The sequence below is a fragment of the Luteimonas galliterrae genome (assembly GCF_023374055.1).
Taxonomy (GTDB): Bacteria; Pseudomonadota; Gammaproteobacteria; order Xanthomonadales; family Xanthomonadaceae; genus Luteimonas_C; species Luteimonas_C galliterrae.
Window position 1 is genome coordinate 248,016 of sequence record NZ_JAMBEP010000003.1, and the last position, 24,562, is coordinate 272,577.

Genomic DNA, 24,562 nt, shown 5'->3' on the forward strand with positions numbered 1-24,562 from the left:
CGCCCGCAACGGCGGGCGGGCGGTTCAGAAGCGGTAGTCGAATTCGATGCCGAAGGTGCGCGGCTGTATCGGCACCGCGCTCAACTGCACGAGCGCACCGGTCACTGCGCTGCTGGCGCTGCCGATCGAAGAATAGGCACGCTCGTCGGTCACGTTGTTGACGTAGGCGCGCAGCTCCCAGGCACCCTTGCCGATGCCCGCATACAGGTCGAGCGCCCGGTAGGCATCCAGTTCCGTCGGCGCGGTTATTTCTTCCTGCAGGACGGTCGAAGGATCGCCCGGCGCGGTGACGCGCTGGCGCTCGGTGGTGTCGTTGACGCGGTCGCCGACCGAGCGGAACACCGCGCCGACCTGGCCATGCCCGCCGCCGGCGAAGTCGAACGCGTATTCCGCGGTCGCGGACCACGCCAACTCCGGCACGTAAGGCATGCGGTCCCCGGCCAGGCCGGTATTGAGGATCACGTCGAATCCCGGCTGCGGAATCACGGTCGCCTCGAAGTCGTTCTTCACCTCGGCCTTGGTGTACGCGGCGTTGAGGCCGAACCGCAAGTCGTCCGTCGCGCGGAACTGCGCCGACAATTCCAAACCCTTGCTGGTCGCCTCGCCGCCGTTGACCAGGCCGCCGACACCGTTGAACTGGGAGGCCACCTGGATGTCGTCCCAATCGATGCGGAACGCCGCCAGATCCAGCTCAACGCGCCTGTCCGCGAACTGCGACTTCATCCCGATCTCGTAGCTCGCCAGCATCGACGAATCCACGCTCGGCGGCATGCCGGGCAGCGCGACATTGGGCCCGCCGGGCTGATAGCCGGTAGCGGCGCGCGCGTAGACCATCACATCCTTCGTCAACTGGAATTGCGGGCTCAGGCTCCAGGTGAACACGTCTTCTTCGGATGCGCCGGGCGCATTGCCGATCGGCACGAGTATGCCGGCGGTGGTGTTCTGGCTGAAGGCCTGCTCGTTGCGCGCCTGGCGCGCGCCGGCGTCGATCTTGAAGCGCTCGCTCAGGCGCCAGGCGCCGTTGGCGAACAGCGCCGTTTCCTTGTAATCGCTGGGCAATTCGAGCAGCGCCAGGACGCCGAACATGTCGCCCAGCGGCGCCGGCAGCGGCGAGCCGTCGCGCTGCCCCAACCACGCCAGCTGGCGTTGGAGCGCATCTTCCTTGGTGTGGTAGACGCCAAGCAGCCACTCGAAACGGCCGCCGCTTTTCGATGTGAGGCGGAATTCCTGGGTCAGTTTTTCAAGATCCAGGTTGTAGCGCACGAACGAACTTCCCGGCTCCGGCAGCCCCAGCTGCAGGTTCGCGAATTCGCCGAACTGGATCGTCGAATCGAGCTGGTACATCGACTGGGTATCGGACCATCCCGTCGCCGAAACGAAATCGGCCCAGCCCAGGTCCCAGTCCAAGGTCAGCGAATACAGGCTGAGATCCTTGGAAAAAGGCGTCGGCTGCCACTGCTGGTTCACCAGGTCGCCGAACATCGGGTTCCGGGTTGCCGGATCCAAAGCCACGCCGGCGCTGTTGTCGCTGTCGATGCTCTGGCGCAGCGCCGACACCTTCGCGTCGAAGGCGTCGCCATCCCAAACCAGGGCTGCACGCGCGCCGGTCTGGCTGCCGCTGTTGATGTCGTCGCTGCCGTCGACCGCATTGCCGATATAGCCAGGCAGCTCGTTGCGGGCATAGCTGACGCGCAGGCCCAGGCGGTCTTCCTTCAGCGGCAGGCTCGCGCCGAAGCGCACGTTCCAGCCATCGTCGCCATCGCTCACCGAAGACAGGCCGGCGCCGATCCGGAATTCGCTGTCCAGCAAATCCGGCGCGCGGGTTACGTATTTGAGCAGGCCGCCGATCGCGCCGGCGCCGTACAGCGTGCCCTGCGGTCCGCGCAAGACTTCGATGCGCTCGATGTCGTAGGGAAGCAGGTCCAGGTTGAGGATGTTGGCGGCCTGGTAGACGCCACTGGAGCCCACCGGCACTTCGTCGACGTAAGTGGCGACGGTCGCGCCGGACGACAATGCGGCGACGCCGCGCATCGAGATCGAAGTCAGACCCGGCGATCCGTTGTCCTGCACCTGCAGGCCGGGCACCAGGTCGGCGTAATCGGACAGGGAGTTCGCGCCCATGTTCTCCAGCTGCCGCTCGCCGATCACGCTGATCGACGCGGCCACCTCGCGCACGTTCTCGACGCGCTTGTTCGCGGTGACGACGACGGTCTCGAGATCGGTCACGTCCGTAGGACGCGTCTCTTCGCTCGCCGGTCCGGGCTGCGTTTGCTGGGCATGGGCCGCGGCCATGGAGGCGCACGCCAGCACCGCGACGATGGCGGCGGCCAACGGCCTGCGCTGCGCGACGCGGTAGGATCGATCGGTGGTCATATGCCGCACTCCCCGGGTTCGGTTGGAAGCAAGAAGATCAGGTCCAGATGCCGCCGAGCAGGCGGCGGAAATTGCCGCCCAGCACGGCTTCGATGTCGGTATCCGAATAGCCGCGGCGGATCAGCGCTTCGGTCAGGTCGTAGATTTTTTTCGGATGGTCGAAGCCGTCGATGTCGATCTTGTCGCGGAACGCGTAGCTGGCCTTGTAGGAAGCGCGAAGCTCCTTGAGCTGCTTGGGCTCCATGTCGTCGTAGCCGTTGAGATCCGCGTCCGAGCCGATGCCCACGTGCTCGATGCCCACCAGCTTGGCGACGTGGTCGATGTGATCGACCATGTGCTCGACGGTGGTGGGGTCGCGGCCGCGCACGAACATGCGCACGCCGGTGATGCCCATCACCCCGCCCTTGGCGGCGAGCTTGCGGATCGCCTCGTCGGTCTTCAGGCGCGGATGCGCGACCAGCGCGCGGCAGTTGGAATGGGTGATGGCGATCGGGCCCTTCGACAGTTCGATCGCGTCCAGCGTGGTGCGGTCGCCGCAATGCGATGCATCGATCAGCATGCCGGCCTCGTTCATCGCCTTGATGATGTCCGCGCCGTAATCGCTGACGCCGCCGTCGATGCGGTCGGTGCCGCCGGTGCCGACGAAGTTCTGGCTGTTGTAGGTCAGTTGCGCGCAGCGCTGGCCGAGCTGGTGGAATTTCTTGACGTCGTCGGCCTGGCGGAAATGGTCGGCGTTCTGCACGCCCATGATCACCGCGATCTTGCCCTGGGCCTTGGCGCGGTCGAGGTCCTGCGCCTTGTCGACCAGGCAGAACAGCTCGTCGTTGCGGCCGACGTAGCCCTGCCACGCGGCCAGAAAGGCGAGCACGTCCTCGTAGGCCTTCGCCCCGTCGAAGCCGACCGAGTTATGGAAGCCTGTGATGCCGCTGCCGCGGAACATCGCCGTTTCCTGCGTGCTGATGCGACCGGCGTAGGCTTCGGGCCGGAAGTCGAGCTTGAGCGGCGCCAGCATGTCGATCACCAAGGCGCGTTCGACCAGCGCGCGCGCCCGTGCCGAATAGGCGCGCGGATCGGCCGCTTTCGCACGGGCCACGGCGCGGAACGGATAAGGGAGCGAGACCGCCACCGTGGCGCCCGCGGCGGCTTTCAGCAGGCCGCGCCGGGCCGTGCTCGGACGATCGGTTGCCATTCGGCGCTCCTCCAACCCTATTGGGACATAATCGTCCTAATTAGAGAATTGTCAATCTGCACAGCAACATCCTGATTAGGGCGCAACCGCGCCGGAGTTGCCCGCGTGCGCCGCTTCGGCGCGCCGGGTCGGACGATCCAGCCGCCACAGCACCGCGCCCGCGACGATCGCCACGGCCGCCATCAGTGCGAAGAAGTACGACGCGCCGATCACGCTCCACAACGTGCCCAGCGCGCCCGCCAACAAGCTGCCGCCGAACGTGGCGAAGAACCACGCCGCGATCGTGGTGGCGCGATGGCCTTCCGGCGCAAGCCGCGCGAACAGGCCCAGCCCCACCGGCAGGATGAACAACTCGCCCGCGGTCAGCACGACGAAGAACAGCGCCAGCCACAACCAGCTCGCCTGTCCTTGCGGCACGGCGCCGCTGACCGCAGCGAGCATCAGGTACGCCGCGGCCACGCCGAGCGCGCCCATCGACATCTTCTGCGCGGCCGCCGGTTCCCTGCCTTTCCGCGCCTGGCGCGTCCAGTGCGCCACGAACAATGGCGTCAGCACGACCACCATCAGCGGGTTGAGCGCCTGGAACCACGTCATCGGGATCGAGAAGCCGCCGGCGAGCCGGCGGTCGATGCCGCTGTCGGCCCACAACGCGATGGTGTTGCCGACCTGTTCGTAAGCGCCGCGGAACAGCATCACGGTCAATGCGATGGCGAGCAGCACCAGCAGCCTTTGCTTCAGGTCTTGTCCGCGCAATTTCGACGCCGCGCGCGGCAGCGCCGCGGCCTTCGTCGCGCGCGCCGCATCGGGCGGCAGGTAGCGCGCGCCGAATACGTAGACCGTCAATCCGGCCAGCATGCCGATGCCGGCGGCGCCGAATCCCCAGTGCCATCCGTAGAGTTCGCCCAGCGTGCCGCAGACCAGCGGCGCGAGCAATCCGCCCAGATTGATGCCGACGTAATAGAGGTTGTACGCCGATCCGCGGCGCGGATCGTCCTTGGCGTACAGGCCGTCGATCTGGCTCGGCAGGCTGGGCAGGAACAAGCCGTTGCCCAGCGCGATCGCGAGCAAAGCGAAATAGAACAAGCTTTCCGAAGCCATCAGGAAATGGCCCAGCGCCATCACCGTGCCGCCGATGATCACCGCGCGCCGCCGTCCCAGCCAACGGTCGGAAATCACGCCGCCGAGGATCGGCGTGAAGTACACCGCCGCCGTGTACAGCCCGTAGATCAGCGACGCCTGCTGCTGGCCGAGCAGCAACTGCTTGGTCATGTAGTAGACCAGCAGCGCGCGCATGCCGTAGTAGGAAAAGATCTCCCACATCTGGGTCAGGAACAGCACGCTCAAGCCGCGCGGCTGTCCGAACCAGTCGCCGTGCGCCGGCGGTGCGTTCATTCGCGCGGACCGCCCCACACGTCGTCCGCACACTGGATATGGCCGTCGGCGTAGATCGCCGCCGGCGTGCGGTCGTGGGTCAGGAACAGCGCGCCGTCCAGGTCGACGATGTCGCAGTGCTGGCCCAGCACGTAACCCGGCGCCATCGCCCAGCTGGTGCCGACCATGTTGCCGACCATCACTCGCATGCCGAGCGCGCGCGCCTTCTGCGCCATCAGTAGGCCTTCGGTTAAGCCGCCGCATTTGTCGAGCTTGATGTTGACCACGTCGAAGCGGCCGACCAGCGCTTCGATTTCGTCCAGGCCTTGCACGCTTTCGTCGGCGGCGATCGGGACCGCGTGATCGACGCCGTCCAGATCCGATTCGCGGCCGCGCGCGCACGGCTGCTCGAGCAGCGATATCCGCGCCTGCACAAGCACCGGCAGCAATCGTTCGAGCGTCGCCGGCACGTAGCCCTGGTTGGCGTCGACGCCGATCCACGCATCGGGCCGTGCCGCGCGCACTGCGCGTACGCGCTCGGTGTCCAGATCGGCCTCGCCGGTCAGCTTGAGCTTGAGCGCGCGCGCCTGCGTGTAGGCCATCGCGGCTTTCGCCATCGCGGCAGGGTCGTCCGCGCCGATGGTGAACGTGGTGAGCAACGGCCGCGGCGCGGCGATGCCTGCGAGCTTCCACACCGGAACGCCCGCGCGCTGGGCTTCGAGTTCCCACAATGCGCAATCGAGCGCGTTGCGCGCGCCGCCCGGCGGCAGCAGCGTACGCAGCGCGTCGCGCGTCAATCCGGCTTCTATGCGTTCGCGATGCGCTTCGAGCGTGGCGAGCATGCCATCGGGGCGATCGTCGAGGTAATAGACGCCCGCCGCCTCGCCGCGGCCGGCGCAGGCGCCGTCGCGGACTGTCGCGATCACCACCGGCACATCGTGGAAGACATGCCCGGTGATGCGGAACGGCGCCGTCAGCCGCAAATCCTCCTGGCGAAGTTCGAGTTCGATGCGGCTCACGCGATTCTCCGGAGACGAGTGTCGGCAGGCCGCGGCTCCTTCCGGAACCGCAGCATGGCGTTTCGATGGGTGCGTCAGTAGTTGGCGCTATAGCCGATGACGCGGAAGACGACGCAGACCCAGAGGATGCCCAGGCACGACACCGCCAGCACGATGCTCCACAACTTGGCCGGCCAGCGGCGGCCGCTGCGCAGCACGGTCCATGCGTTCCAGACCGCAACCGCGGCGCCCAGCGGCACCACGACCGTTGCCAATAGGCGCAGCAGAGTGATGACGATGTCGTAGCCCGGCGTCATCAGCTCGAAGCTGCTCAGCATCGAAAGCACCATCGCGAACGCCGCGCCCGCCACGATCAGCACCGCCAACGATGCGATCCTGATCCATCGGTGCGCCTTGGCGTCGCGTCCGGACAAGCGATAGCCGACGCCGTAATGACGCCGCACCAGCGCCGACACCGGCCACGCCAGCACGGTCAGCAGCAGCGCAGCCAGTGCCACCACCAGCAATGGCATCAGCCAGCCGGCGGACCGCCACCAGGACGTGCGGTCGAACATCATGAACGCCGAGAAAGGATCGGTGCTGAAACGCTCGACGCGTCCGTTCACCACCTTCGCCGCGAGGCGGTCGTGGCCGGCCACGTCGCGCCAGACGTACGGCGCGATTTCGCGGAATTTCTTCGGCTGGCCGTTGAGCCCGGTCAACATCGGCACGGTGATCGTGCCGTCTTCGTTGGCCACCACTTTCACCTGGCCCATCAGGTAAGCCAGCGAGATGAAACTCGTCTCCGCGCGGCGGCTGTTCTCGTAGCGCCCGGCGATCTGTTGCGCATGCTGCTTGGCCGTTTCCGGGTCGACCTTCCCTTCCGCACGCGGACCGGGCAGGTAGCGGTCGGCGAAGCTCTCGAACAACGCCGTGCGGATCGCACCGGCAGCGCCTTCCTTGCCCGCGCTATTCACAGACACGTACAGGCCGACGTTGCGGTCGAGGAACAGGTGCAGGTAACTATGGAACCATTGCGTGTCGCCGCCATGGGCGATGACGCGATGGCCGTTGATGTTGGTCTCGTAGAAGCCCAGCAGCATGCGGTTGAGCGGCGGCAGGATCGTCAGCGCGGTGCCGTGCATCTGCTCGGCGGTGGCCGGCTGCAGGATGCGCCCGGAACCGTACGCGCCGTTCTGCAGGTGCGCGATCATGAAACGTCCCATGTCCTCGCCCGACGCGGCCAACGCGCCCGCCGGCGCGGAGGTGACGATCTCGTAGGGTTTGGGCTTGTCGTCCGAAGCGAGTTCGTAGCCTTTGGACATCAGCGGCTGCAACGCGGCGGGCAGCGGCTGGCGGAAGCTGGCATGGCGCATGCCCAGCGGCGCGAAGATGTGGCGGTCGAGATAATCGTCGAACGGCTCGCCCGAGACGCGCTCGACGATGTAGCCGGCCAGGCTGGTGGCGTAATTGGAATACGCCGGCGTGACGCCTGCCGGAAAGATGCGGACAGGCACCCAGTGCTTCAGGTAATCGCCGAGCGAGGGGATGTTTTTCGCATCGCTGGTAATCAACGCACGCGCGGTTTCTTCCATGCCCGTGGTGTGGGTCATGATGTTGCGCAGCGTGATCGGCTTGCCGTCGCGCGGCGGGATCTTGAAATCCAGGTATTCGTTGACGTCGCGGTCCAGATCCAGCTTGCCTTGCTCGACCAGCTGCATGACCGCGGTCCAGGTGAACAGCTTGGACACCGAGCCGGGGCGGAACAACGTGCGCTGCGGATCGACCGGCTTGCGCGCCGCGACATCGGCGTAGCCGTAGCCCTTCTGGAACAGGATCCGGCCGTCCTTGACCACGACCACCACCGAACCTGCGACGTCGCCGCGTTCCAGCGCGTACGGCATGAAGCCGTCGAGCCAGGCTTCCAGGTCGGCGCGGGTCAGCGATCCGGTGGCCGCGTCGGTCACGTCGGCGGGCGCTACCGGCGCCTGCGCCTTCGGCCGCTCCACGGTGACCGGCGGGCGCAGATCGGGGCCATCCTGCGCCGCGAGCGGCAAGGTCGACATCGCAATCAAAAGACCGGCCAAGGCTGCAATCGGACGCATAGCGAGGTGTCTCCCCAAGTCTGCCGAGCGGGCAACGCCGCCGCAGGTGCCCAGCGGCGAGGCATGCCGGTGATTGTCTGTTTCGCAATAATGATCCTGATTAGAGAATTGTCAACCCATTCTGGTCAATAGGCCCCCGACGCGGGATCATGTGCCCATCGCCTCAACCGAACCGCACCGACGGGCCGATCGATTCGGCCGGCCGTGCCCTGATCCGCAGGAGCCTGGAACCAGATGACCCCGCAACACCGCACCATCGGCAGCCTGTTGCGCGCCTTGCGCGCGCGCAACGACTGGACGCTCAAGGAAATGAGCGAGCGCTGCGGCATTCCACTGTCGACGCTGTCCAAGGTCGAACACGATCGCCTGACGCTCACCTACGACAAGCTGCTGCAACTCAGCCAGCGGCTCAACATCCGCATGTCCGAACTGTTCGCCGAACAGGACGAAGCGGCCGAGCAACCGGTGACCGCGCGCCGCAGCATCGGCCGGATCGAGGACGCGATCCGCGTCAACACGCCCAACTACGACTACTACTACATGTGCCCGGAACTGCGCCGCAAGCGCATGATTCCCGTGCTGACCCGGGTGCGCGCAAAAAGCATCGGCGAGTTCGGCGACCTGGTCCACCACTCCGGCGAGGAATACATCCACGTGCTCGAAGGCCGGGCCGAGGTGCATACCGAGTTCTACGATCCGATCGTGCTGGAGGCGGGCGAATCGGTCTACATCGATTCCAACATGGGCCACGCCTACATCGCGGCCGAAGGCTGCGAAGAGGTGTTGCTGCTGGGCGTGTGCTCGAGCGCGGACGAGCAGCTGATGGAGTCGCTGATGACCCTGCACGGCGAGGAAAGTCCCGCGCAGAAGGAGGCCGACCGCATCGGCGCGCCCGCTTCGCGCGATGCCAAGCCCGCCCGGCGTGCCGCCTCCAGGACGAGAACCTTGCGGCGCAAGACTGCGCCTGCGAAATGAGGTTTTGCGCGCACCCGCTATCGCCCGCGGACGGGCGCGATAGCCGGACGCGCCGCGCTTTCGCTTAACATCGCGCCATGGACTGGATCGACCTGCGCAGCGACACCGTCACCCTGCCCTCGCCCGCGATGCGCGAGGCGATGGCGCGCGCCGAAGTCGGCGACGACGTCTATGGCGAAGATCCCACCGTCAACGCGCTGCAACAGCGGCTGGCCGGGGATCTGGGCTTCAAAGCGGGCCTGTTCGTGCCCAGCGGCACCCAATCCAACCTGCTGGCGCTGATGTCGCATTGCCAGCGCGGCGACGAATACATCGTCGGCATGGACGCGCACACCTACAAATACGAAGGCGGCGGCGCGGCGGTGCTCGGTTCGATCCAGCCGCAACCGCTGCCGCAGGCGGCCGACGGCACGCTGCCGCTGGACGCGATCGAACGCGCGATCAAACCCGACGACGCGCACTACGCGCGCACCCGCCTGCTGTGCCTGGAAAACACCTGGCACGGCCGCGCGCTGCCGCAAGCGTACCTGGCGCAAGCGCGCGCGCTTTGCGACCGCCGCGGCTTGGCATTGCATCTGGACGGCGCGCGGCTGTTCAACGCCGCGGTATCGCAGGGCGTGGAAGCGCGGACCATCGCGCAGCATTTCGACAGCGTGTCGGTCTGTCTGTCCAAAGGCCTGGGCGCGCCGGTCGGTTCGGTGCTGGTCGGCACGCAAGCGCTGATCGATAAAGCGCGCCGCCTGCGCAAGATGGCCGGCGGCGGCATGCGCCAGGCCGGCATCCTCGCTGCGGCGGGCCTGTACGCGCTGGACTACAACGTCGCGCGTCTCGCCGACGATCACGCCCGCGCCGCGCGCCTGGCCGAAGGTTTGCGCGATCTGCCGGGCCTGCAGGTGACCGCCCAGCACACCAACATGGTGTTCATCGACGTGCCGACTGAGCGCCTGCAGGCGCTGAAGGCGCATATGGACGCCGCCCGCGTGCGGTTGTCGATCGGCTATACGCCCGCCATCCGCATGGTGCTGCACATGGATGTCGACAATGCGGGCGTGCGGCGCGCCGTCGACGCGTTCCAGGCATTTCCCCGCTAGCTCGGCTTTCGCAGTGCCGGCTCTTCGTAGGAGCGGCTTTAGCCGCGAGCTCTTTCCCCAAGCTCGCGCGAACGTGGGAGTAAGAGCTCGCGGCTAAAGCCGCTCCTACGAAAAAGCGGGACAAGGCCGCCTGGCCATGTCGATTCCGCCCCCACCCCTTCGTCTATCCCATGACGCCCGCTTCCGGGCCTTCAAGGAGACGACCCCCATGGTCAGCGTTGTAAATCCCTACCTGAACTTCGACGGCAACGCCCGCGAGGCCTTCGACCACTACCGCTCCATTTTCGGCGGCGAGTTCGCCACGGCCATGCGCTTCCGCGACTTCCCCGGCCACATGGGCGTCGGCGAGGCCGACCTGGACAAGATCGCCCACATCGCGCTGCCGCTGGGCAAGCAGATGCTGATGGCCAGCGACGTCTCCGGCGGCTACGGCGCCAGCTTCAAAGTCGGCACCAACACCTACATCCACGTGGAAGCCGACGGCGCCGACGAAGCGAACCGCATCTTCGACGGCCTCTCCGCCGGCGGCAAAACCGAAATGCCGCTGAGCAAGACCGAATGGGCCGAGCTGTACGGCATCTGCGTCGACAAGTTCGGCGTGCAGTGGATGGTCAGCTACACCGGTTCGGTGACGTTCGCCGGCTAACCGTAGGGCGGGTTTCAACCCGCCTTCCGGTCGATGAGGTGCACGCCAGGATCGGGCGACTGCCAAAGTCGCCCGGAACATCCTGCGCGCACCTGCACGGAAACGAGGCGGGTCGAAACCCGCCCCACCTCATCCATCGCGCCCGCTCGCCGAAACTGCAGCGAGCGGCACATCCCGAGGGTGTCTTGGTACGCAAATTGCATCCTGATTCTCTGATAGCGCCATCGGGGGATCGGCATGGACCGCGTGTTTATTTCGGCAGGGCTGGCGCTGGCGGCGGCGTTGATCCCCGCTGCGGCGGCCCAAGCCCACGGCGGCGGGCTCGATCGCCACGGCTGCCACCACGACCGCAAGCACGGCGGCTACCACTGCCACCGCTCGCCCGGCATCGCCGCCGCTTCCCTGGCGTCCAGCCCTGACCCGGCGCGACGTAACAATCTGACCGGCTACGTCACACCCGCCGCCGCCGGCGCCTACCGCAACTGCACCGAAGCCCGCGCCGCCGGCGCGGCCCCGGTCCGCCGCGGCGACCCCGGCTACGGCCCGCACCTGGACCGCGACAACGACGGCAAGGGCTGCGAATGACCCCGCACTCGCCGATGCAAGTGGGCGCGATCAAGACGCGGGTGCTGATCCTGCTGATCGCGCTGATCGTGTGCGGGGTGGCGGGGACGGTGATCCTGAGCCACTTCATGAAGGCCGACCGCAAGCCGGCCGCGGTAACCGCTACGCAACCCGCAGCGCCGCGCGCCGATCTTCCGCCGGGCGTCCAATCCGCTGCGCTCACGCTCGAAACTACGCATTACGTGATCGTGTCGAACGCGACGCCGGAGCAGACCGCACTCGTCGCCCGTGCCGTCGAAAGCCTGTACGACGCCTACACCACCTTCTTCCGCAACGAAATCGCGCTGGCCCCGCGCCCGCCGAAACTGAAGTTGATGCTGTTCAAGGACCAGGCCGAATTCAAAGCCCACAACACCAGCCAACCCTGGGCCGAAGCCTTCTACCGGGTCCCATGGTCCTACGCCTACTACGACGCGGCCGCCAAAAACCCGTATCACTGGATGCTGCACGAAGCCACGCACCAGCTACGCAACGAAGTCGCGCACTTTCCGAAAGTGAAATGGATTGACGAAGGCATCGCCACCTATTTCAGCACCAGCCGCATTCGTGATGGCAAGTTGATTCCGGGGGATGTGGATCCGGATACCTATCCGATCTGGCATTTGCGTGGCCTGGCGTTGACCGGAGATCTGCAGGGTGACATTCGCAAGGGGCGGATCATTCCGCTGCACGATTTGATGGCCGATACCGGGCCGCCGGTTGGGCAGAACGTTAATTTGTATTACATCGAGTATTGGAGTCTGACGCACTTCTTGCTGCATTACGGCGATGGGCGGTATGCAAGTTTGTTCAAGCGTTTGGCCGCCAGCGGCGATGCCACTCGTGATGGCTTAGTTGGTATCGAGCCAATGGAATCGCTACAGCTCAAATGGTTTGAGTATTTGCAACAAGCAGCATCAAAGAATATGGAGGTTTTTCGTGTAAGAGCTCGGCCGTCGTAGCGATGTACTGCTGGGGTTTCACTCCCAGCCTTCGAGCTGAGCAGATACGGAGATTGCAATGATAACCAAGATAGTGATCCACGGAACTTGCACATTTACGAATCAATCTACCTTAGAAACTACAAAAAAAATCAATCTAATATACGGCCTGAATGGATCAGGAAAATCAACTGTTTGCAGGCTTCTTCGAGACGCAGGCGGGCAGGAATTTGAGAAGTGTTCAATCGAGGGCAATGAAGGCACAAAAGTACTTGTTTTCAATGACGCGTTCATACGTGAGCAGTTCTATGAAGCTGATGCAATCCGTGGAATATTTAGCCTCTCTAAGCAGAATAAGGAAGCGGAACGAAGGATTGCATCAGCGAATGCAACGAAATCGGAAGGTCTAGAACTCAAAGATGGTATCGCCGCAACCTACAAAGAAGCACGTACTCGATTAGAGAGTGAGCGTGCGGAAATCGTCGATGGCATTTTTGGAATTAAACGCAGCCACGCTGGCGGCGACAGGTTGTTGGAGTTCTGCCTAGAAGGTGTAATGGGCAATAAAGAAAAACTCGCCGATCGCCTTTCTGGCACTTCTAAACCTGCAACTGAGCCGTCATACACTGCAAAAGATCTCCAGGAAGAAACTCGGCGCCTTCGCGCATCACAGGGAAAGCCTCCTGAACAAGCAGTTCGTGAAATACATGCTGCAGAATTCTCCGGAGAAGACAGCCCACTCTTGCAAACAGCTATTGTGGGAACTCAGAACAGCACTTTTGCGAGAGCAATAAATGAGCTGGGAAATTCTGACTGGGTTCGACAAGGTTTTGATAGCTACCTGAATAAATCAAACCCCATTCCTCTAGCATGTCCGTTCTGTCAGGAAGCAACAATAACTCAACAGATCCTTGGTTATCTCGGCCAATACTTTGATAAAGCGTACGAAAATCAACTCGCTGACTTGAGGGAACTTCATCGAAGTTATAAGTCGGCACGAGAAGCCGTGCCCCCTATCGTTGAGTATCAAGCTTCGATGTTCTACAGCGATTCGCTCGGCGCTTTATACGCGCAATTAGAATCCACTTTACAGAAAAATCAAGCCGCACTAGACAGAAAATTAGAAAGTCCGTCTACGGTCCTGGGACTGGAGAAAACCTGCGATTTAATTTCAGCCATCAATGCATCAATATCATCCGTTAACAGGCAAGTTGACGCACATAACGCCAAACTGCGCGATGCAACTTCTGCTCTTGATGACATCAAGCGACGCTTCTGGGAGCTAATGCGCTGGCAATACGACGCAAGTATTGTGCTACTGCAATCCACGAATCATAAGCTCGTGGAGCTGGACCGATCATATGCGACTGACATCCAGCAAGTGGATGAAAAGGTCAAGGCCTGCGATGCAGAAATCGTACAAGCCCAGAAAGACGTCATCAATACAGATGAGGCTATTTTAAAGATCAATGCCGAGTTAGTAAAAATGGGGATCGCAGACTTTACCATTGCCAAACATGAGCGATCTGACCACCTATACGAACTGAAGCGCGAAAGCGGCAGAACTGGGGACTTCAAGACGCTTAGTGAAGGCGAGAAGATGGTGATCGCCTTACTTTACTTTTGTGAACTCTGCATGGGAAGACAAGACCCAGAAGAGGCTCCACAGAAACGTATAGTCGTCCTCGACGACCCAATTTCAAGTCTCTCGCATATTTTTGTCTTCAATGTCGGACGACTTGTTTGGAATCATTTCTTTCGCAACAACGGAATAGATCAAATCTTCGTTTTTACTCATAGTTTGTACTTTTTCTATGAGCTAACCGAGATAGATAAAGAAAGGCGGGCAGCTAGCCAATCTCTTTTTCGGATTGTAAAGAACGCTAACGGAAGCCAGATATCCCCTATGAGTTACGAAGAGATTCAGAACGACTATCACTCCTACTGGCAAATAATTAACGACCGCAGTGCACACGCTGCCTTAATCGCGAACTGCATGCGAAATATTCTTGAATACTTCTTTGGATTTGTTGAGAAGACGAGCTTCAATAATGTTTTTCAAAAACCAGTTCTGCAGGCACCACATCTTCAGGCCTTCAGCAGATATATGAATCGTGAATCACACTCCTTTGGACAGAACGTTTTCGATCTGAAAGAGTTTGATTACGAAATATTTCGCGATGGCCTGAAGCAGGTCTTCGAACAGTGTGGTTATCTGGAGCACTACAAGAAGATGGCTCGAATAGAATAAGCCCGCAGGTGGGTTAGTTATATGAACCCAGGTCCGTCGCCTCACCAACGTCACTGGCACACGATTGGTTGGCGAGGCCAATTCACCCACTCTGAGCTCGCTACTTCTCCTGCGGCCCTTTCAACGCATCCCCCAACGTATCCGGAAACGCGGTTCCGATCCGTGGATCCATGATGTTGAGTAGACCAAAGCGTAGTCGCCATCGATCTCGAATTCCGCGGGCGTCGGCACGCCGGCCAGCGTCTTGATCGTGCGCAGCTTTGCGTGCGAACCCTTGACCTCGATGACCTGATACAGGCCGAAGCTTGAGGCTTCGGCGATGACCTGTTTCTGCCAGGGTTCGTCCCAAGTGGTGGCTGAAGCGGCCATGGCGAAAATCGCCAATGGCAAGGCGAAAAGAGAAACGTATCGGTGCTGCAAGGCTCCCCCTGAGCCGGCCCGTCGGGCGGTAAGACGAGAATAAAGGCAATTGCGGCGGATTGGCGGGTGAAGTCGCGCGACGATTTGCTTTGCCCTCTCCCCTTTGCGGGAGAGGGACAGGCCGAAGGCCAGGGAGAGGGGCCGGCTTTTCGATAAAAAGCCAAGTCACTGGATTCCCGCCTTCGCGGGAATGACGGCTTTAAGGCGAAAAGTGCAGTAAGGCGGGTTTTAGCCCGCGTCGGGCCAGGTCAAGAATCCGACATTTTCACTCCGCGACTCGATAGCTGGCGCGGATGCCCTGGCCCAGCGGGCGGCACTAGGATGGCTTCGGATGCAGTGCGCTACCTGTCCGCAAGAGTTGCCGGAATGACGATCGACATCAACCAGCCTTACCCGCTGTTGGAAGCGCAGGTAGCGCAATTCCACCGCGACGGCTTCATCAAGCTCAAAGACGTGTTCGATGCGCGGGCGTTGCGTTATTACGGCAACGAGATCACGTGGCTCACCATCGCGCTCAATACGCAGAAGACGCCGTTGGCCGAGCGCAGCACTTACGACCGGGCGTTTCTGCAGGTGATGAACCTGTGGGAGCAAGGCGGGTTGGCGCAGGAGTTCGTGTTCGGCAAGCGGCTGGCCGGGATCGCGGCGGCGCTGCTGCAGGTGCGGGGCGTGCGGCTGTACCACGACCAGTCGCTGTACAAGGAACCGGGCGGCGGGATCACGCCGGCGCATGCGGACCAATACTACTGGCCGGTCGACAGCGACCGCACCGTCACCGCGTGGGTGCCGCTGCAGGCGGTGCCGGAGGAGATGGGGCCGCTGGCGTTCTTCGCCGGCAGCCAGAGCGTGGAGTTCGGCCGCGACCTGGGCATCTCCGACGATAGCGAGCGGGAGATCACCGCCAACATGCAGGCGCATGGCTTCCGCGTGGTCGACGAGCCGTTCGACCTGGGCGAGGTGAGTTTCCATCTGGGCTGGACTTTCCACCGCGCCGGGCCCAACCGCTCGGCGCAGCCGCGCTCGGTGATGACCGTGATCTACATGGATCGCGACATGAAGCTGAAGGCGCCAGAAAACCACATGCAGCAGGCCGATTGGGAGAAGTGGTGCCCCGGCGCGGAGATCGGCGCGGTGATCGACACGCCGAAGAATCCGGTGCTGTTCGAGACAATGGGGTAAGCGGCCGCAGCGGCACGGACGCGGCAAACGAGGAGGGACGGCGCATGAACATCGCAAAGATCCTGGCCGGATGGATACTACCGGCGGCGCTGGCGTTCATCGCCCCGCTCGCGCAGGCCGCGACGCCCACGCCGGCGCGCGCGCAGGCGGGCGAGGAAGTGTTCTACCACCTGTTCCTGCGCAGCTTCCGCGATGCCGACGGCGACCGCATCGGCGACCTGAAAGGCCTGACCGAAAAACTCGATTATCTGCGCGACCTCGGCGTCACCTCGCTGCTGCTGACGCCGCTGCAGCCCTCGCCGTTCTACCACAACTATTTCGCGACCGATTTCGAAACCATCGAACCCAAGTACGGCACGATGGACGACTACTTCGCCTTCGTCCGCGCCGCGCATGTGCGCGGGCTGAAGGTGTACCTGGACCAGGAAATCCAGTACGTGGCCGAGGGCCATCCCTGGTGGACGCAATCGCTGGGCAAGCCGCAGGCCGAGTTCGCCGACTATCTGCTGTGGCGCGATCCGCAGCACAACGAAGCGGAACCGTTCCTCAACCAGGCGCGATGGGAAGGCTACGACGGCCGCTGGATCGGCATCGCCATGGTCGACATGAACCGGCCGGCAGTGAAGCGCTATTTCGAAAAGACGCTGCTGTTCTGGGCAGACCCGCACGGCGACGGCAGCGGCCGCGACGGCGTCGACGGTTTCCGCATCGACCACATGATGGACGATCTGGACAACAAGGGCCTGGCGAAGAATCTGTTCGCCGGGTTCTGGACGCCGATCTTCAAGGCCTTGAAGGCGCGCCGCCCCGGTTTCCGCATCATCGCCGAGCAGAGCGACTGGGGTTACGGCCAGGATTGGCTGGCGCGCGGCAATGCCGATCTGGTGTTCGCGTTTCCCCTGCGCGGCGCGCTGACCAAGCTCGACAAGCGCGAGATCGTGGAGGCTTTGCGCAAGACCGCCGAGATCACGCCGGCGGGCAAGGGCCAGATCGTGTTCCTGGAGAATCACGACACCGACCGCTTCATGTCGCTGATCGGCGGCGATTCCGCCCGTGCGCGCGCCGGCGCGGCGTTGGCGCTGCTGCTGAAGGGCGAACCGCTGCTCTACTACGGCCAGGAGCTGGGCATGCGCGGGGTCACCCGCAAGGGCACGATGTCCGACTCGGCGCACATCCCGCTGCGCGAGGCGATGCGCTGGAACGCGGACCTCGACGCGCCGGGTTCGGCGATTTGGTACAAGAGCGATAAGCCTTGGTGGAACCAGCGTTACAACCGCTCCGGCGACGGCGTTTCCGTGCAGGAAGAAGGCCAAGCCGGCTCGCTGCACGCTTGGTATCGCCAACTGCTGGCGCTGCGGCGGACGCGGCCGGAATTGCGCAACGGCACGCAACGCATCGTCTGCGGCGACGATTCGCCAGTGATCTGCGTACTGCGCGAATCCGGCGCTGCGCGCAGCTTGCTGTTGGTCAATCTGGGGACGACTACGGCGAAACCGGACTTGGACGCGACGCTCGCTGGTGCTACGTGGACCGACCTGCTCGATGGCGGCATGGTCGACGCGGCGCAGTTGCGGCTGCAGCCGCTGGCGGTGCGGGTGCTTGGCACGCCCTGAAACGCTAGGCGCGCTATCCTGCGCACGGTCGAGAGCTCGCGGCTGAAGCCGCTCCCACAAAAAGATGAATGCGCCGCTTCTGGAACGCTCGATCTACGAGTTCGCCCGCTATCCTTGCGCACGATCAAGAGCTCGCGGCTGAAGCCGCTCCTACAAATACGAAATGAACGTGCCGCATCTGGAACGCCCGATCTGCGAGCCGGTGGAACTGCGCCCGGGCGCGCGGATCCGCGTCGAGCGCGTGCGGCAGGGCGCGGAGGCCGGCGCCAGCGAGCCGTTTCCGCATTACCACGACGTGCACGAGCTGGTGCTGTTCGGCAAGGTCGCCGGCGATTTCGTCGCCGAAGGGCGGCGTTACGCGCTGGCCGGCGGCAGCATCGCCTTCGTGCCGTCGATGCGCCAGCACGACTACGCGCTGGCGCCAGGCCCGCGCGACTGGCTGCTGGTGCAGATCGACGCCACCGCCGGCGAGACGCTGGCGCAAGCGCCGGGACTGGAGCGCCTGGCGCACGCGTTCTGCGCCCGGCCCGGCCGCGCGTTGCAGCGTCGCATCGCGGTGCTCGCGGATTGGCTGACCGAATTGGGCGGCGCCGATCCGCTCGCTGCGACGCTGGTCGAATTGCTGCTGCGCGCCGCGGTGCGCGCGCCGGCGATCGCTGGACATAAGTTGACCGCCGACGCCGATGCGCTGGACCGCCTGCGCCCGGCGATCGAGCGGCTGCGCCGCGACCCGGCGCACGCGCCCAGCGCCGAAGCGGCCGCGGCCTTGTGTGCGCTGGCGCCGGCCTATTTCAGCCGCCGCTTCAAGCAGCAGATCGGGATGACCTGGAGCGATTACGTGCGCACCCATCGTCTGCACCTGGCCAGCCAGCGATTGCTCGACAGCGAGCAGACCGTGGCTGCGATCGCCTACGCGTTGGGTTTTTCCACGCCGTCGCATTTCGGCGAGCTGTTCCATCGCCGCTTCGGGATGACACCGAAGGAATATCGGGATGCGGGTCGTGTACCGCCGCAATCGGCGTGATGATCGGTGGATCATGGCGAACCGCTGTGAAGCGAAGAGCTCGCGGCTGAAGCCGCTCCTACGAAGAGCAGCGACCGATGCGTTTTACGAAGGGCGATGCGGGCGCAGTTCGCGGGCGAAGCCGTCGATGATGCGGCAGACGCGGATCACTTCGAATTCGTAGGGATAGGCGCGCAGCAGCCACGGTATCGGCAGGAAGGCGTGTTCGTTTTTCATGGCCGCAGCGATGCCTTCGGCGGCGGCCTTTTCGAGGGTGGCGCCTTCGTCGCCGGTCAGCGCGGCGGGGGCGTAGACGGTGCCGTCGTTGGCGATGCCGAAGACGCGGGCCCAGGGCGGCGCGGGGATGTTGGGGTCGGGTTTGCCGGCTTCGTACCAAGTTACGTGGAGCATGATGTTCGGGGCCTTTCTTGTGGCGAGCGATGCTAGCTTGGGGTTGCGCGTGCCCTCACCCAACCCTCTCCCGCAAGCGGGAGAGGGCTAAAGCTTTGCCCTCTCCCGCTTGCGGGAGAGGGACAGGCCGAAGGCCAGGGAGAGGGGCCGGCTTTCCGATAAGAGCGAAAGTCACTGGGTTCCCGCCTTCGCGGGAATGACGGCCTCAAAGCGAGAAGCACGCTCGCTTCGCTCACGCACCCCTCCCCTGCCCTTCGGGCATCCCGCTCCGCGCCCCGGCCCTCGCTTACGCGAGGGCGTGCAGGGGCATGCGAAGCTGCGCTTCGCAAGCATGCCCCTTCACCCCGCAAGGGGAGAGGAAACAGCACTACACCGTTACCGGATTCGGTTTGTCGACGTCGATCTTGTACTGCTTGATCGCCCGCGCCACATCCTTAGCCGTCATCTTCCCTTCCGCCGCCAACGCGGCGATGGCCGCATGCGCGATGTGGAAACGATCCACCTCGAAATGCCGGCGCAGATTGGCACGGGTATCCGAGCGGCCGAAGCCGTCCGTGCCCAGCACCGTGTAATGCATCGGCACGAAGGCGCGGATCTGGTCGGCGAAGGCGCGGACGTAATCGGTGGCGGCGATCGCCGGGCCCTGGCGGCCTTCCAGCAGTTCGGTGACGTAAGGCTTGCGCGGCGACTTCGCTTCCGGGTTGAAGCGGTTGTGGCGTTCGGCGTCGTAGCCGTCGCGGCGCAGTTCGGTGAAGCTGGGGCAGGACCAGATGTCGGCGGTGACGCCGAAATCCTTGTCCAGCAGTTCCGCCGCGGCGATCGCTTCGCGCAGGATGGTGCCGCTGCCCAGCAGTTGCACGCGCAGTTCGCCCTTCTTCGGCTTGCCGGCGTCCTTCAGCAGGTACATGCCCTTGATGATGCCGTCGGCCGCGCCCTCGGGCATGTCCGGGTGGGCGTAGTTCTCGTTCATCAGGGTGAGGTAGTAGTACTCGTCCTGCTGCTCGTCGAGCATGCGGTGCATGCCGTGTTGCAGGATCACCGCCACTTCGTAGCCGAAGGTCGGGTCGTAGGCGCGGCAATTGGGAATCGCGCCGGCCAGCAGGTGCGAATGGCCGTCTTCGTGCTGCAGGCCTTCGCCGTTGAGGGTGGTGCGGCCGGCGGTGGCGCCGAGCAGGAAGCCGCGCGCGCGCATGTCGGCGGCTTGCCAGGCGGCGTCGCCGATGCGCTGGAAACCGAACATCGAGTAGTAGATGTAGAACGGCAGCATCGGCAGATCGTTGGTGCTGTAGCTGGTGGCCGCGGCCATCCAGCTGGCGAAGGCGCCGGCTTCGGTGATGCCTTCTTCCAACACTTGGCCTGCGGCGTCTTCGCGGTAGTACATCAATTGGTCGGCATCGACCGGCTTGTACTTCTGCCCCTGCGGCGCATAGATGCCCAGCTGGCGGAACATGCCTTCCATGCCGAAGGTACGCGCTTCGTCGGCCACGATCGGCACGCAGCGCGGGCCGACCTGCTTGTCGCGCAGCACGATGCTGAGCGATTGCACGAAGGCCATGGTGGTGCTGATCTCGCGGTCGCCGGTGGACTTGAGCAGGCGATCGAACACTTCCAGCTTGGGCGCGGTGAGCGATTCCTTGCTCTTGCGGCGGCGCTGCGGCAGGAAGCCGCCGAGCGCGCGGCGGCGCTCCATCAGGTATTCGACTTCCGGCGATTTCTCGCCGGGGTGGAAGAACGGCACGTTGCCGTCCTTCAGTTGCTCGTCCGGGATCGCAATCTTGAAACGGTCGCGGAACGCGCGCACCGCCTCGTCGTCGAGCTTCTTGGTCTGGTGGGTGGGATTGAGCGCCTCGCCAGCCGCGCCCATGCCGTAGCCCTTCACCGTCTTGGCGAGGATGACGGTCGGCTGGCCCTTGGTGTCGACGGCGTTCTGGTAAGCCGCATACACCTTGTGCGGATCGTGGCCGCCGCGGTTCAGGCGCCAGATGTCGTCGTCGGAAAGATTGGCGACCATCGCCAGCGTTTCGGGGTATTTGCCGAAGAAATGCTCGCGCGTGTAGGCGCCGCCGAAGGCCTTGCAGTTCTGGTATTCGCCGTCGACGGTTTCCATCATCAGGCGCTTGAGCATGCCCTGATGGTCCTTGGCGAGCAGCGGATCCCAGTAGCTGCCCCAAACGGTCTTGATCACGTTCCAGCCGGCGCCGCGGAACGCGCCTTCCAGTTCCTGGATGATCTTGCCGTTGCCGCGCACCGGGCCGTCGAGGCGCTGCAGGTTGCAGTTGATGACGAAGACCAGGTTGTCCAAGCCTTCGCGGCCGGCGACGGAAATCGCGCCGAGCGATTCGGGCTCGTCGGTTTCGCCGTCGCCTAGGAAACACCAGACCTTGCGGTCGGATTTGGGCATCAGGCCGCGGCCTTCCAGGTATTTCCAGTTGCGCGCCTGATAGATCGCTGCGATCGGGCCCAAGCCCATCGACACGGTCGGCGTCTGCCAGAAATCGGGCATCAGCCACGGATGCGGATAGCTGCTGATGCCGCGGCCGTCGACTTCCATGCGGAAGTTGTCCAGCTGCGATTCGCTGATCCGGCCTTCCAGGAAGGCGCGCGCATAGATGCCAGGCGAGCTGTGGCCTTGCACATACAGCAGGTCGCCGGGGAATTGATCCGTCGGCGCGCGCCAGAAATGGTTGAAGCCGACGTCGTACAGCGTCGCCGACGAAGCGAAGCTGGCGATGTGGCCGCCCAGATCGCCGGGCTTGCGGTTAGCGCGCACGACCATCGCCATCGCGTTCCAGCGGATGATCGAGCGGATGCGCCATTCCATCGTCGCGTCGCCCGGCGCTTTCGGCTCCAGGTGCGCGGGAATGGTGTTGATGTATTCGGTGGTCGGCGCGAACGGCAGATGCGCACCGGCGCGGCGCGTGAGTTCGACCATGTTCTCGAGCAGCTGATGCGCGCGCTCGGGGCCTTCGGCGTCGATGACGGCCTTGATCGACTCGATCCACTCTTGGGTTTCGGCCGGGTCGGGATCGTTCTGCAGGATTTGTTCGAGCCAGTTCATCGATGCGCTCCGCTGCGGCGCTGGGCCGCGTTTTTGGGGTCGTTTAGAGCTGGGAGTCTAACAGGGGCAAAGGACGAAATAATTTGACCCGGGTTATTTATCGATCTTTTTTATCCGGGTCTTTCTGCTTTTGTAGGAGCGGCTTTAGCCGCGAGCTTTTTGACGGCTGTGAGCGCCTGGCAAAAGCTCGCGGCTAAAGCCGCTCCTACGAAGAGCGGCCGGACTCGCTTTTTTTCAGGCCAAGAGAACGGCGCCTCAGTTTGCCGCGGCGGCGCTTGCGCGATGGAGGCGGCGGCGGGATGCTGCGGAACGGGGGCTGGCCTGAGGGAATCCGGTGGCGCAGCACAGCGAAGGATCGGCGGCCGACGCGCAGACGGATGCCGCGCATGGCATCGCCGACGACGGCGTGCGCTGGCACCGCAGCCTGCGCACGCGGCTATTGCTGTGGACGAGCCTGGGCGCCGCCGCGCTGCTGCTGGCCGGCACCTGGCTGATCTATGCCAATGCCCGCGAACTGCTAGTGGCGCAATCGCGGCACGAAATCCGCAGCCTGGCCGAGCAAGGCGCGCGCACGCTGCAGGCGACGTTGGGATCGGTGACCGTCAGCGCGCAGACGCTGGCGGCCAGCGTGCGCGGCATCGGCTACGCGCCGCGCGAACTCGACGCCGTGCTGCGCGCCGCCGTCGAAGGCGATCCGGACATCGCCGGCGCCATGCTGATCCTCGAACCGGGCGCGTTGGCGGACGCCGATCCCGAGCACAGCTGGTACGTGCGCCGCGACGGCGATAGCTATTACGTGCAGCCGATGCGCTACGAAGGCTACGACTACCACGATCAGCCGTGGTGGCCGCGCACCGTCGGCGGCGGCAAAGCGTGGTGGTCGGAGCCTTATCGCAACAACGCGACCGGCGGCCAGTATTTCGTCACCTACAACCTGCCGCTGCGGCGCACGCCCGGCGGCGCACCGGTCGGCATGGTCAGCCTGGACGTGCCGGTGCAGCGGCTTCGCGACCTGGTCGGCGCATCGGCGACGGACGATGCGATCCAGCGCATGCTGCTCAGCCCCGAGCGCCAGTACGTGCTGCACCCGCAAGCGGCGCTGGAAATGGCTGCGAGCCTGGACGGCCAAGCGCGGCAACCGGCGTACCGCGTCCTGCAGCCGCTGCTCGACGCGGTCCGCGCGCGCCGCGATGGGGAACTGGAATACTTCGACCCGCGCAACGGCGGCAATCGCATGACGCTGGTGCGCCCGGTCGGCGACAGCGGCTGGACCTTGGGCCTGTCCGTGTCGGAAAGCTACGTGCTGGCCGGCCTGAAACGGACCGCGCGCCAGGTGCTGATCGGCGGCCTCGTCGCGATCGCATTGATGTTGCTGCTGTTGCAGCTGGTCGCGCGGCGCATCACCGGGCCGCTGGCGTCGCTGACCGATTCGGCGCGGCACTTCGACGCCGGCGAGTTCGACCGGCCGCTGCCGCACACGGCGCGCCGCGACGAAGTCGGGCTGATGGCGCGCGCCTTCGACCATGCGCGCGGTTCGATCAAGGCGCAGATGGCGCAGATCGAACAGATGGCGATGGCCCGGCAGAAATTGGACAGCGAGTTGTCGATCGCGCGCGAGATCCAGCTGGCGATGCTGCCGCACGACCGCGCCGTGACGCACGGCGGCCGCAGCCTGCGGGCGCAGGCGCTGCTGGAGCCGGCCAAGGCGGTGGGCGGCGATTTCTACTGCCTGTTCGAGCGCGACGACGCCTTGTGGTTCGCGATCGGCGATGTGTCCGACAAGGGCGTGCCTGCCGCGCTGTTCATGGCGCGCAGCATCACCGTGCTGGAGATCGCCGCCGGCCGCGCCGCGACGCCGGCGCAGGCGCTGCGCGAGGCGGGCATGCGCCTGGCCGCGAACAACGACGCCTGCATGTTCGCGACCGTGCTGTGCGGCTGCGTCCTGCTCGACAGCGGCGAATGGTCGATGGCCAGCGCCGGGCACGAACCGCCGCTGCTGCGTCGCGCCGACGGCAGCGCGGAATTCGTCGCGCTGGCGTCGGGGCCGCCGCTGGGCATCGAAACCGATGCGGTTTACGAGGTCTGGCACGGCCTGCTGCAGCCGGGCGACGCGCTGGTCGCCTATACCGACGGCATCACCGAGGCCTTCGATGCGCAGCAGCAGGCCTTCGGCAGCGAAAGGCTGCTGCAGCACGTGCGCGAATGCACGGATCCGGCCCGCTTGTGCGCCTGCGTGGTCGCCGCCGCGCACGCTTTCGCCGGTGGCGCACCGCAATCGGACGACCTGACCGTGCTGGCGCTAAGCTTGTCGGCGACGACGGCGGAGGTCGCTTGA

18 protein-coding genes are annotated in these 24,562 nt (G+C 64.4%); 10 read left to right on the forward strand and 8 right to left on the reverse strand.

The window, feature by feature from the left end; genetic code table 11:
* Positions 1-24 precede the first annotated feature (24 nt).
* The 5 genes from M2650_RS13805 to M2650_RS13825 form a co-directional block, all read right to left on the reverse strand.
* Positions 25-2,373 (reverse strand): TonB-dependent receptor, encoded by a 2,349-nt coding sequence (locus M2650_RS13805; protein WP_249475475.1) that lies wholly within the window; start codon positions 2,371-2,373, stop codon positions 25-27.
* A gap of 37 nt (positions 2,374-2,410) precedes the next feature.
* Positions 2,411-3,562, reverse strand: coding sequence for a dipeptidase (locus M2650_RS13810; RefSeq protein ID WP_249475477.1), 1,152 nt, complete (start codon positions 3,560-3,562; stop codon positions 2,411-2,413).
* A gap of 75 nt (positions 3,563-3,637) precedes the next feature.
* Positions 3,638-4,954, reverse strand: a complete 1,317-nt coding sequence (locus M2650_RS13815) for a peptide MFS transporter (protein ID WP_249475480.1) — start codon at positions 4,952-4,954, stop codon at positions 3,638-3,640.
* The gene (locus M2650_RS13820; RefSeq protein WP_249475482.1) at positions 4,951-5,952 is read right to left on the reverse strand and encodes a dipeptide epimerase; all 1,002 of its coding nucleotides are present in this window, start codon (positions 5,950-5,952) and stop codon (positions 4,951-4,953) included. The genes M2650_RS13815 and M2650_RS13820 overlap by 4 nt, the downstream gene beginning before the upstream one ends.
* A 74-nt stretch (positions 5,953-6,026) precedes the next feature.
* Positions 6,027-7,997 (reverse strand): serine hydrolase domain-containing protein, encoded by a 1,971-nt coding sequence (locus tag M2650_RS13825; protein ID WP_249475484.1) that lies wholly within the window; start codon positions 7,995-7,997, stop codon positions 6,027-6,029.
* A 273-nt stretch (positions 7,998-8,270) separates the two neighbouring features.
* On the opposite strand from M2650_RS13825, the gene M2650_RS13830 reads away from it, so the two are divergent.
* The 6 genes from M2650_RS13830 to M2650_RS13855 all read left to right on the forward strand — a co-directional run bounded on the left by M2650_RS13830 (position 8,271) and on the right by M2650_RS13855 (position 14,543).
* The gene (locus tag M2650_RS13830) at positions 8,271-9,011 is read left to right on the forward strand and encodes a helix-turn-helix domain-containing protein (RefSeq protein WP_249475487.1); all 741 of its coding nucleotides are present in this window, start codon (positions 8,271-8,273) and stop codon (positions 9,009-9,011) included.
* A 77-nt stretch (positions 9,012-9,088) separates the two neighbouring features.
* Positions 9,089-10,102 carry a low-specificity L-threonine aldolase gene (ltaE, locus tag M2650_RS13835; protein WP_249475491.1) on the forward strand — a complete coding sequence of 338 codons (1,014 nt, stop codon included), beginning with the start codon at positions 9,089-9,091 and terminating at the stop codon, positions 10,100-10,102.
* Between the two features lie 208 nt (positions 10,103-10,310).
* Entirely contained in the window at positions 10,311-10,748 is a 438-nt protein-coding gene (locus tag M2650_RS13840; protein WP_249475492.1) for a VOC family protein, read from the forward strand.
* Positions 10,749-10,985: 237 nt separating this feature from the next.
* Entirely contained in the window at positions 10,986-11,333 is a 348-nt protein-coding gene (locus M2650_RS13845) for an excalibur calcium-binding domain-containing protein (RefSeq protein ID WP_249475493.1), read from the forward strand.
* Entirely contained in the window at positions 11,330-12,313 is a 984-nt protein-coding gene (locus tag M2650_RS13850) for a DUF1570 domain-containing protein (protein WP_249475494.1), read from the forward strand. The genes M2650_RS13845 and M2650_RS13850 overlap by 4 nt, the downstream gene beginning before the upstream one ends.
* A gap of 58 nt (positions 12,314-12,371) precedes the next feature.
* Positions 12,372-14,543: an AAA family ATPase gene (locus M2650_RS13855; RefSeq protein ID WP_249475496.1), complete on the forward strand. Its 2,172-nt coding sequence runs from the start codon at positions 12,372-12,374 to the stop codon at positions 14,541-14,543.
* Between the two features lie 120 nt (positions 14,544-14,663).
* On the opposite strand, the gene M2650_RS13860 is transcribed toward M2650_RS13855, so the two are convergent.
* Positions 14,664-14,912, reverse strand: coding sequence for a hypothetical protein (locus tag M2650_RS13860; RefSeq protein ID WP_249475499.1), 249 nt, complete (start codon positions 14,910-14,912; stop codon positions 14,664-14,666).
* A gap of 417 nt (positions 14,913-15,329) precedes the next feature.
* On the opposite strand from M2650_RS13860, the gene M2650_RS13865 reads away from it, so the two are divergent.
* From M2650_RS13865 to M2650_RS13875, 3 genes are all read left to right on the forward strand, one after another.
* Positions 15,330-16,142, forward strand: coding sequence for a phytanoyl-CoA dioxygenase family protein (locus M2650_RS13865; RefSeq protein ID WP_249475501.1), 813 nt, complete (start codon positions 15,330-15,332; stop codon positions 16,140-16,142).
* A 44-nt stretch (positions 16,143-16,186) separates the two neighbouring features.
* Positions 16,187-17,755: an alpha-amylase family glycosyl hydrolase gene (locus M2650_RS13870; RefSeq protein ID WP_249475502.1), complete on the forward strand. Its 1,569-nt coding sequence runs from the start codon at positions 16,187-16,189 to the stop codon at positions 17,753-17,755.
* 163 nt (positions 17,756-17,918) lie between these two features.
* Positions 17,919-18,779: an AraC family transcriptional regulator gene (locus M2650_RS13875; RefSeq protein WP_249475504.1), complete on the forward strand. Its 861-nt coding sequence runs from the start codon at positions 17,919-17,921 to the stop codon at positions 18,777-18,779.
* An 84-nt stretch (positions 18,780-18,863) separates the two neighbouring features.
* Here the strand turns inward: M2650_RS13875 and M2650_RS13880 are convergent, their stop codons facing one another.
* Together M2650_RS13880 and aceE are read right to left on the reverse strand one after the other, a co-directional pair.
* Positions 18,864-19,169, reverse strand: a complete 306-nt coding sequence (locus M2650_RS13880) for a hypothetical protein (protein ID WP_249475505.1) — start codon at positions 19,167-19,169, stop codon at positions 18,864-18,866.
* Positions 19,170-19,536: 367 nt separating this feature from the next.
* Positions 19,537-22,227 (reverse strand): pyruvate dehydrogenase (acetyl-transferring), homodimeric type, encoded by a 2,691-nt coding sequence (gene aceE, locus M2650_RS13885; protein ID WP_249475507.1) that lies wholly within the window; start codon positions 22,225-22,227, stop codon positions 19,537-19,539.
* Positions 22,228-22,561: 334 nt separating this feature from the next.
* Between aceE and M2650_RS13890 the strand changes: the two genes are divergently transcribed.
* Positions 22,562-24,562, forward strand: a complete 2,001-nt coding sequence (locus M2650_RS13890; protein ID WP_249475509.1) for a SpoIIE family protein phosphatase — start codon at positions 22,562-22,564, stop codon at positions 24,560-24,562.

Bases quoted from the DNA above. Each gene is read 5' to 3' on its own strand.
- M2650_RS13805 (WP_249475475.1), bottom strand. From the start codon at position 2,373: ATGACCACCGATCGATCCTACCGCGTCGCGCAGCGCAGGCCGTTGGCC.
- M2650_RS13810 (WP_249475477.1), bottom strand. From the start codon at position 3,562: ATGGCAACCGATCGTCCGAGCACGGCCCGGCGCGGCCTGCTGAAAGCC.
- M2650_RS13815 (WP_249475480.1), bottom strand. From the start codon at position 4,954: ATGAACGCACCGCCGGCGCACGGCGACTGGTTCGGACAGCCGCGCGGC.
- M2650_RS13825 (WP_249475484.1), bottom strand. From the start codon at position 7,997: ATGTCGACCTTGCCGCTCGCGGCGCAGGATGGCCCCGATCTGCGCCCG.
- M2650_RS13830 (WP_249475487.1), top strand. From the start codon at position 8,271: ATGACCCCGCAACACCGCACCATCGGCAGCCTGTTGCGCGCCTTGCGC.
- ltaE (WP_249475491.1), top strand. From the start codon at position 9,089: ATGGACTGGATCGACCTGCGCAGCGACACCGTCACCCTGCCCTCGCCC.
- M2650_RS13840 (WP_249475492.1), top strand. From the start codon at position 10,311: ATGGTCAGCGTTGTAAATCCCTACCTGAACTTCGACGGCAACGCCCGC.
- M2650_RS13845 (WP_249475493.1), top strand. From the start codon at position 10,986: ATGGACCGCGTGTTTATTTCGGCAGGGCTGGCGCTGGCGGCGGCGTTG.
- M2650_RS13850 (WP_249475494.1), top strand. From the start codon at position 11,330: ATGACCCCGCACTCGCCGATGCAAGTGGGCGCGATCAAGACGCGGGTG.
- M2650_RS13855 (WP_249475496.1), top strand. From the start codon at position 12,372: ATGATAACCAAGATAGTGATCCACGGAACTTGCACATTTACGAATCAA.
- M2650_RS13860 (WP_249475499.1), bottom strand. From the start codon at position 14,912: ATGGCCGCTTCAGCCACCACTTGGGACGAACCCTGGCAGAAACAGGTC.
- M2650_RS13865 (WP_249475501.1), top strand. From the start codon at position 15,330: ATGACGATCGACATCAACCAGCCTTACCCGCTGTTGGAAGCGCAGGTA.
- M2650_RS13870 (WP_249475502.1), top strand. From the start codon at position 16,187: ATGAACATCGCAAAGATCCTGGCCGGATGGATACTACCGGCGGCGCTG.
- M2650_RS13875 (WP_249475504.1), top strand. From the start codon at position 17,919: ATGAACGTGCCGCATCTGGAACGCCCGATCTGCGAGCCGGTGGAACTG.
- M2650_RS13880 (WP_249475505.1), bottom strand. From the start codon at position 19,169: ATGCTCCACGTAACTTGGTACGAAGCCGGCAAACCCGACCCCAACATC.
- aceE (WP_249475507.1), bottom strand. From the start codon at position 22,227: ATGAACTGGCTCGAACAAATCCTGCAGAACGATCCCGACCCGGCCGAA.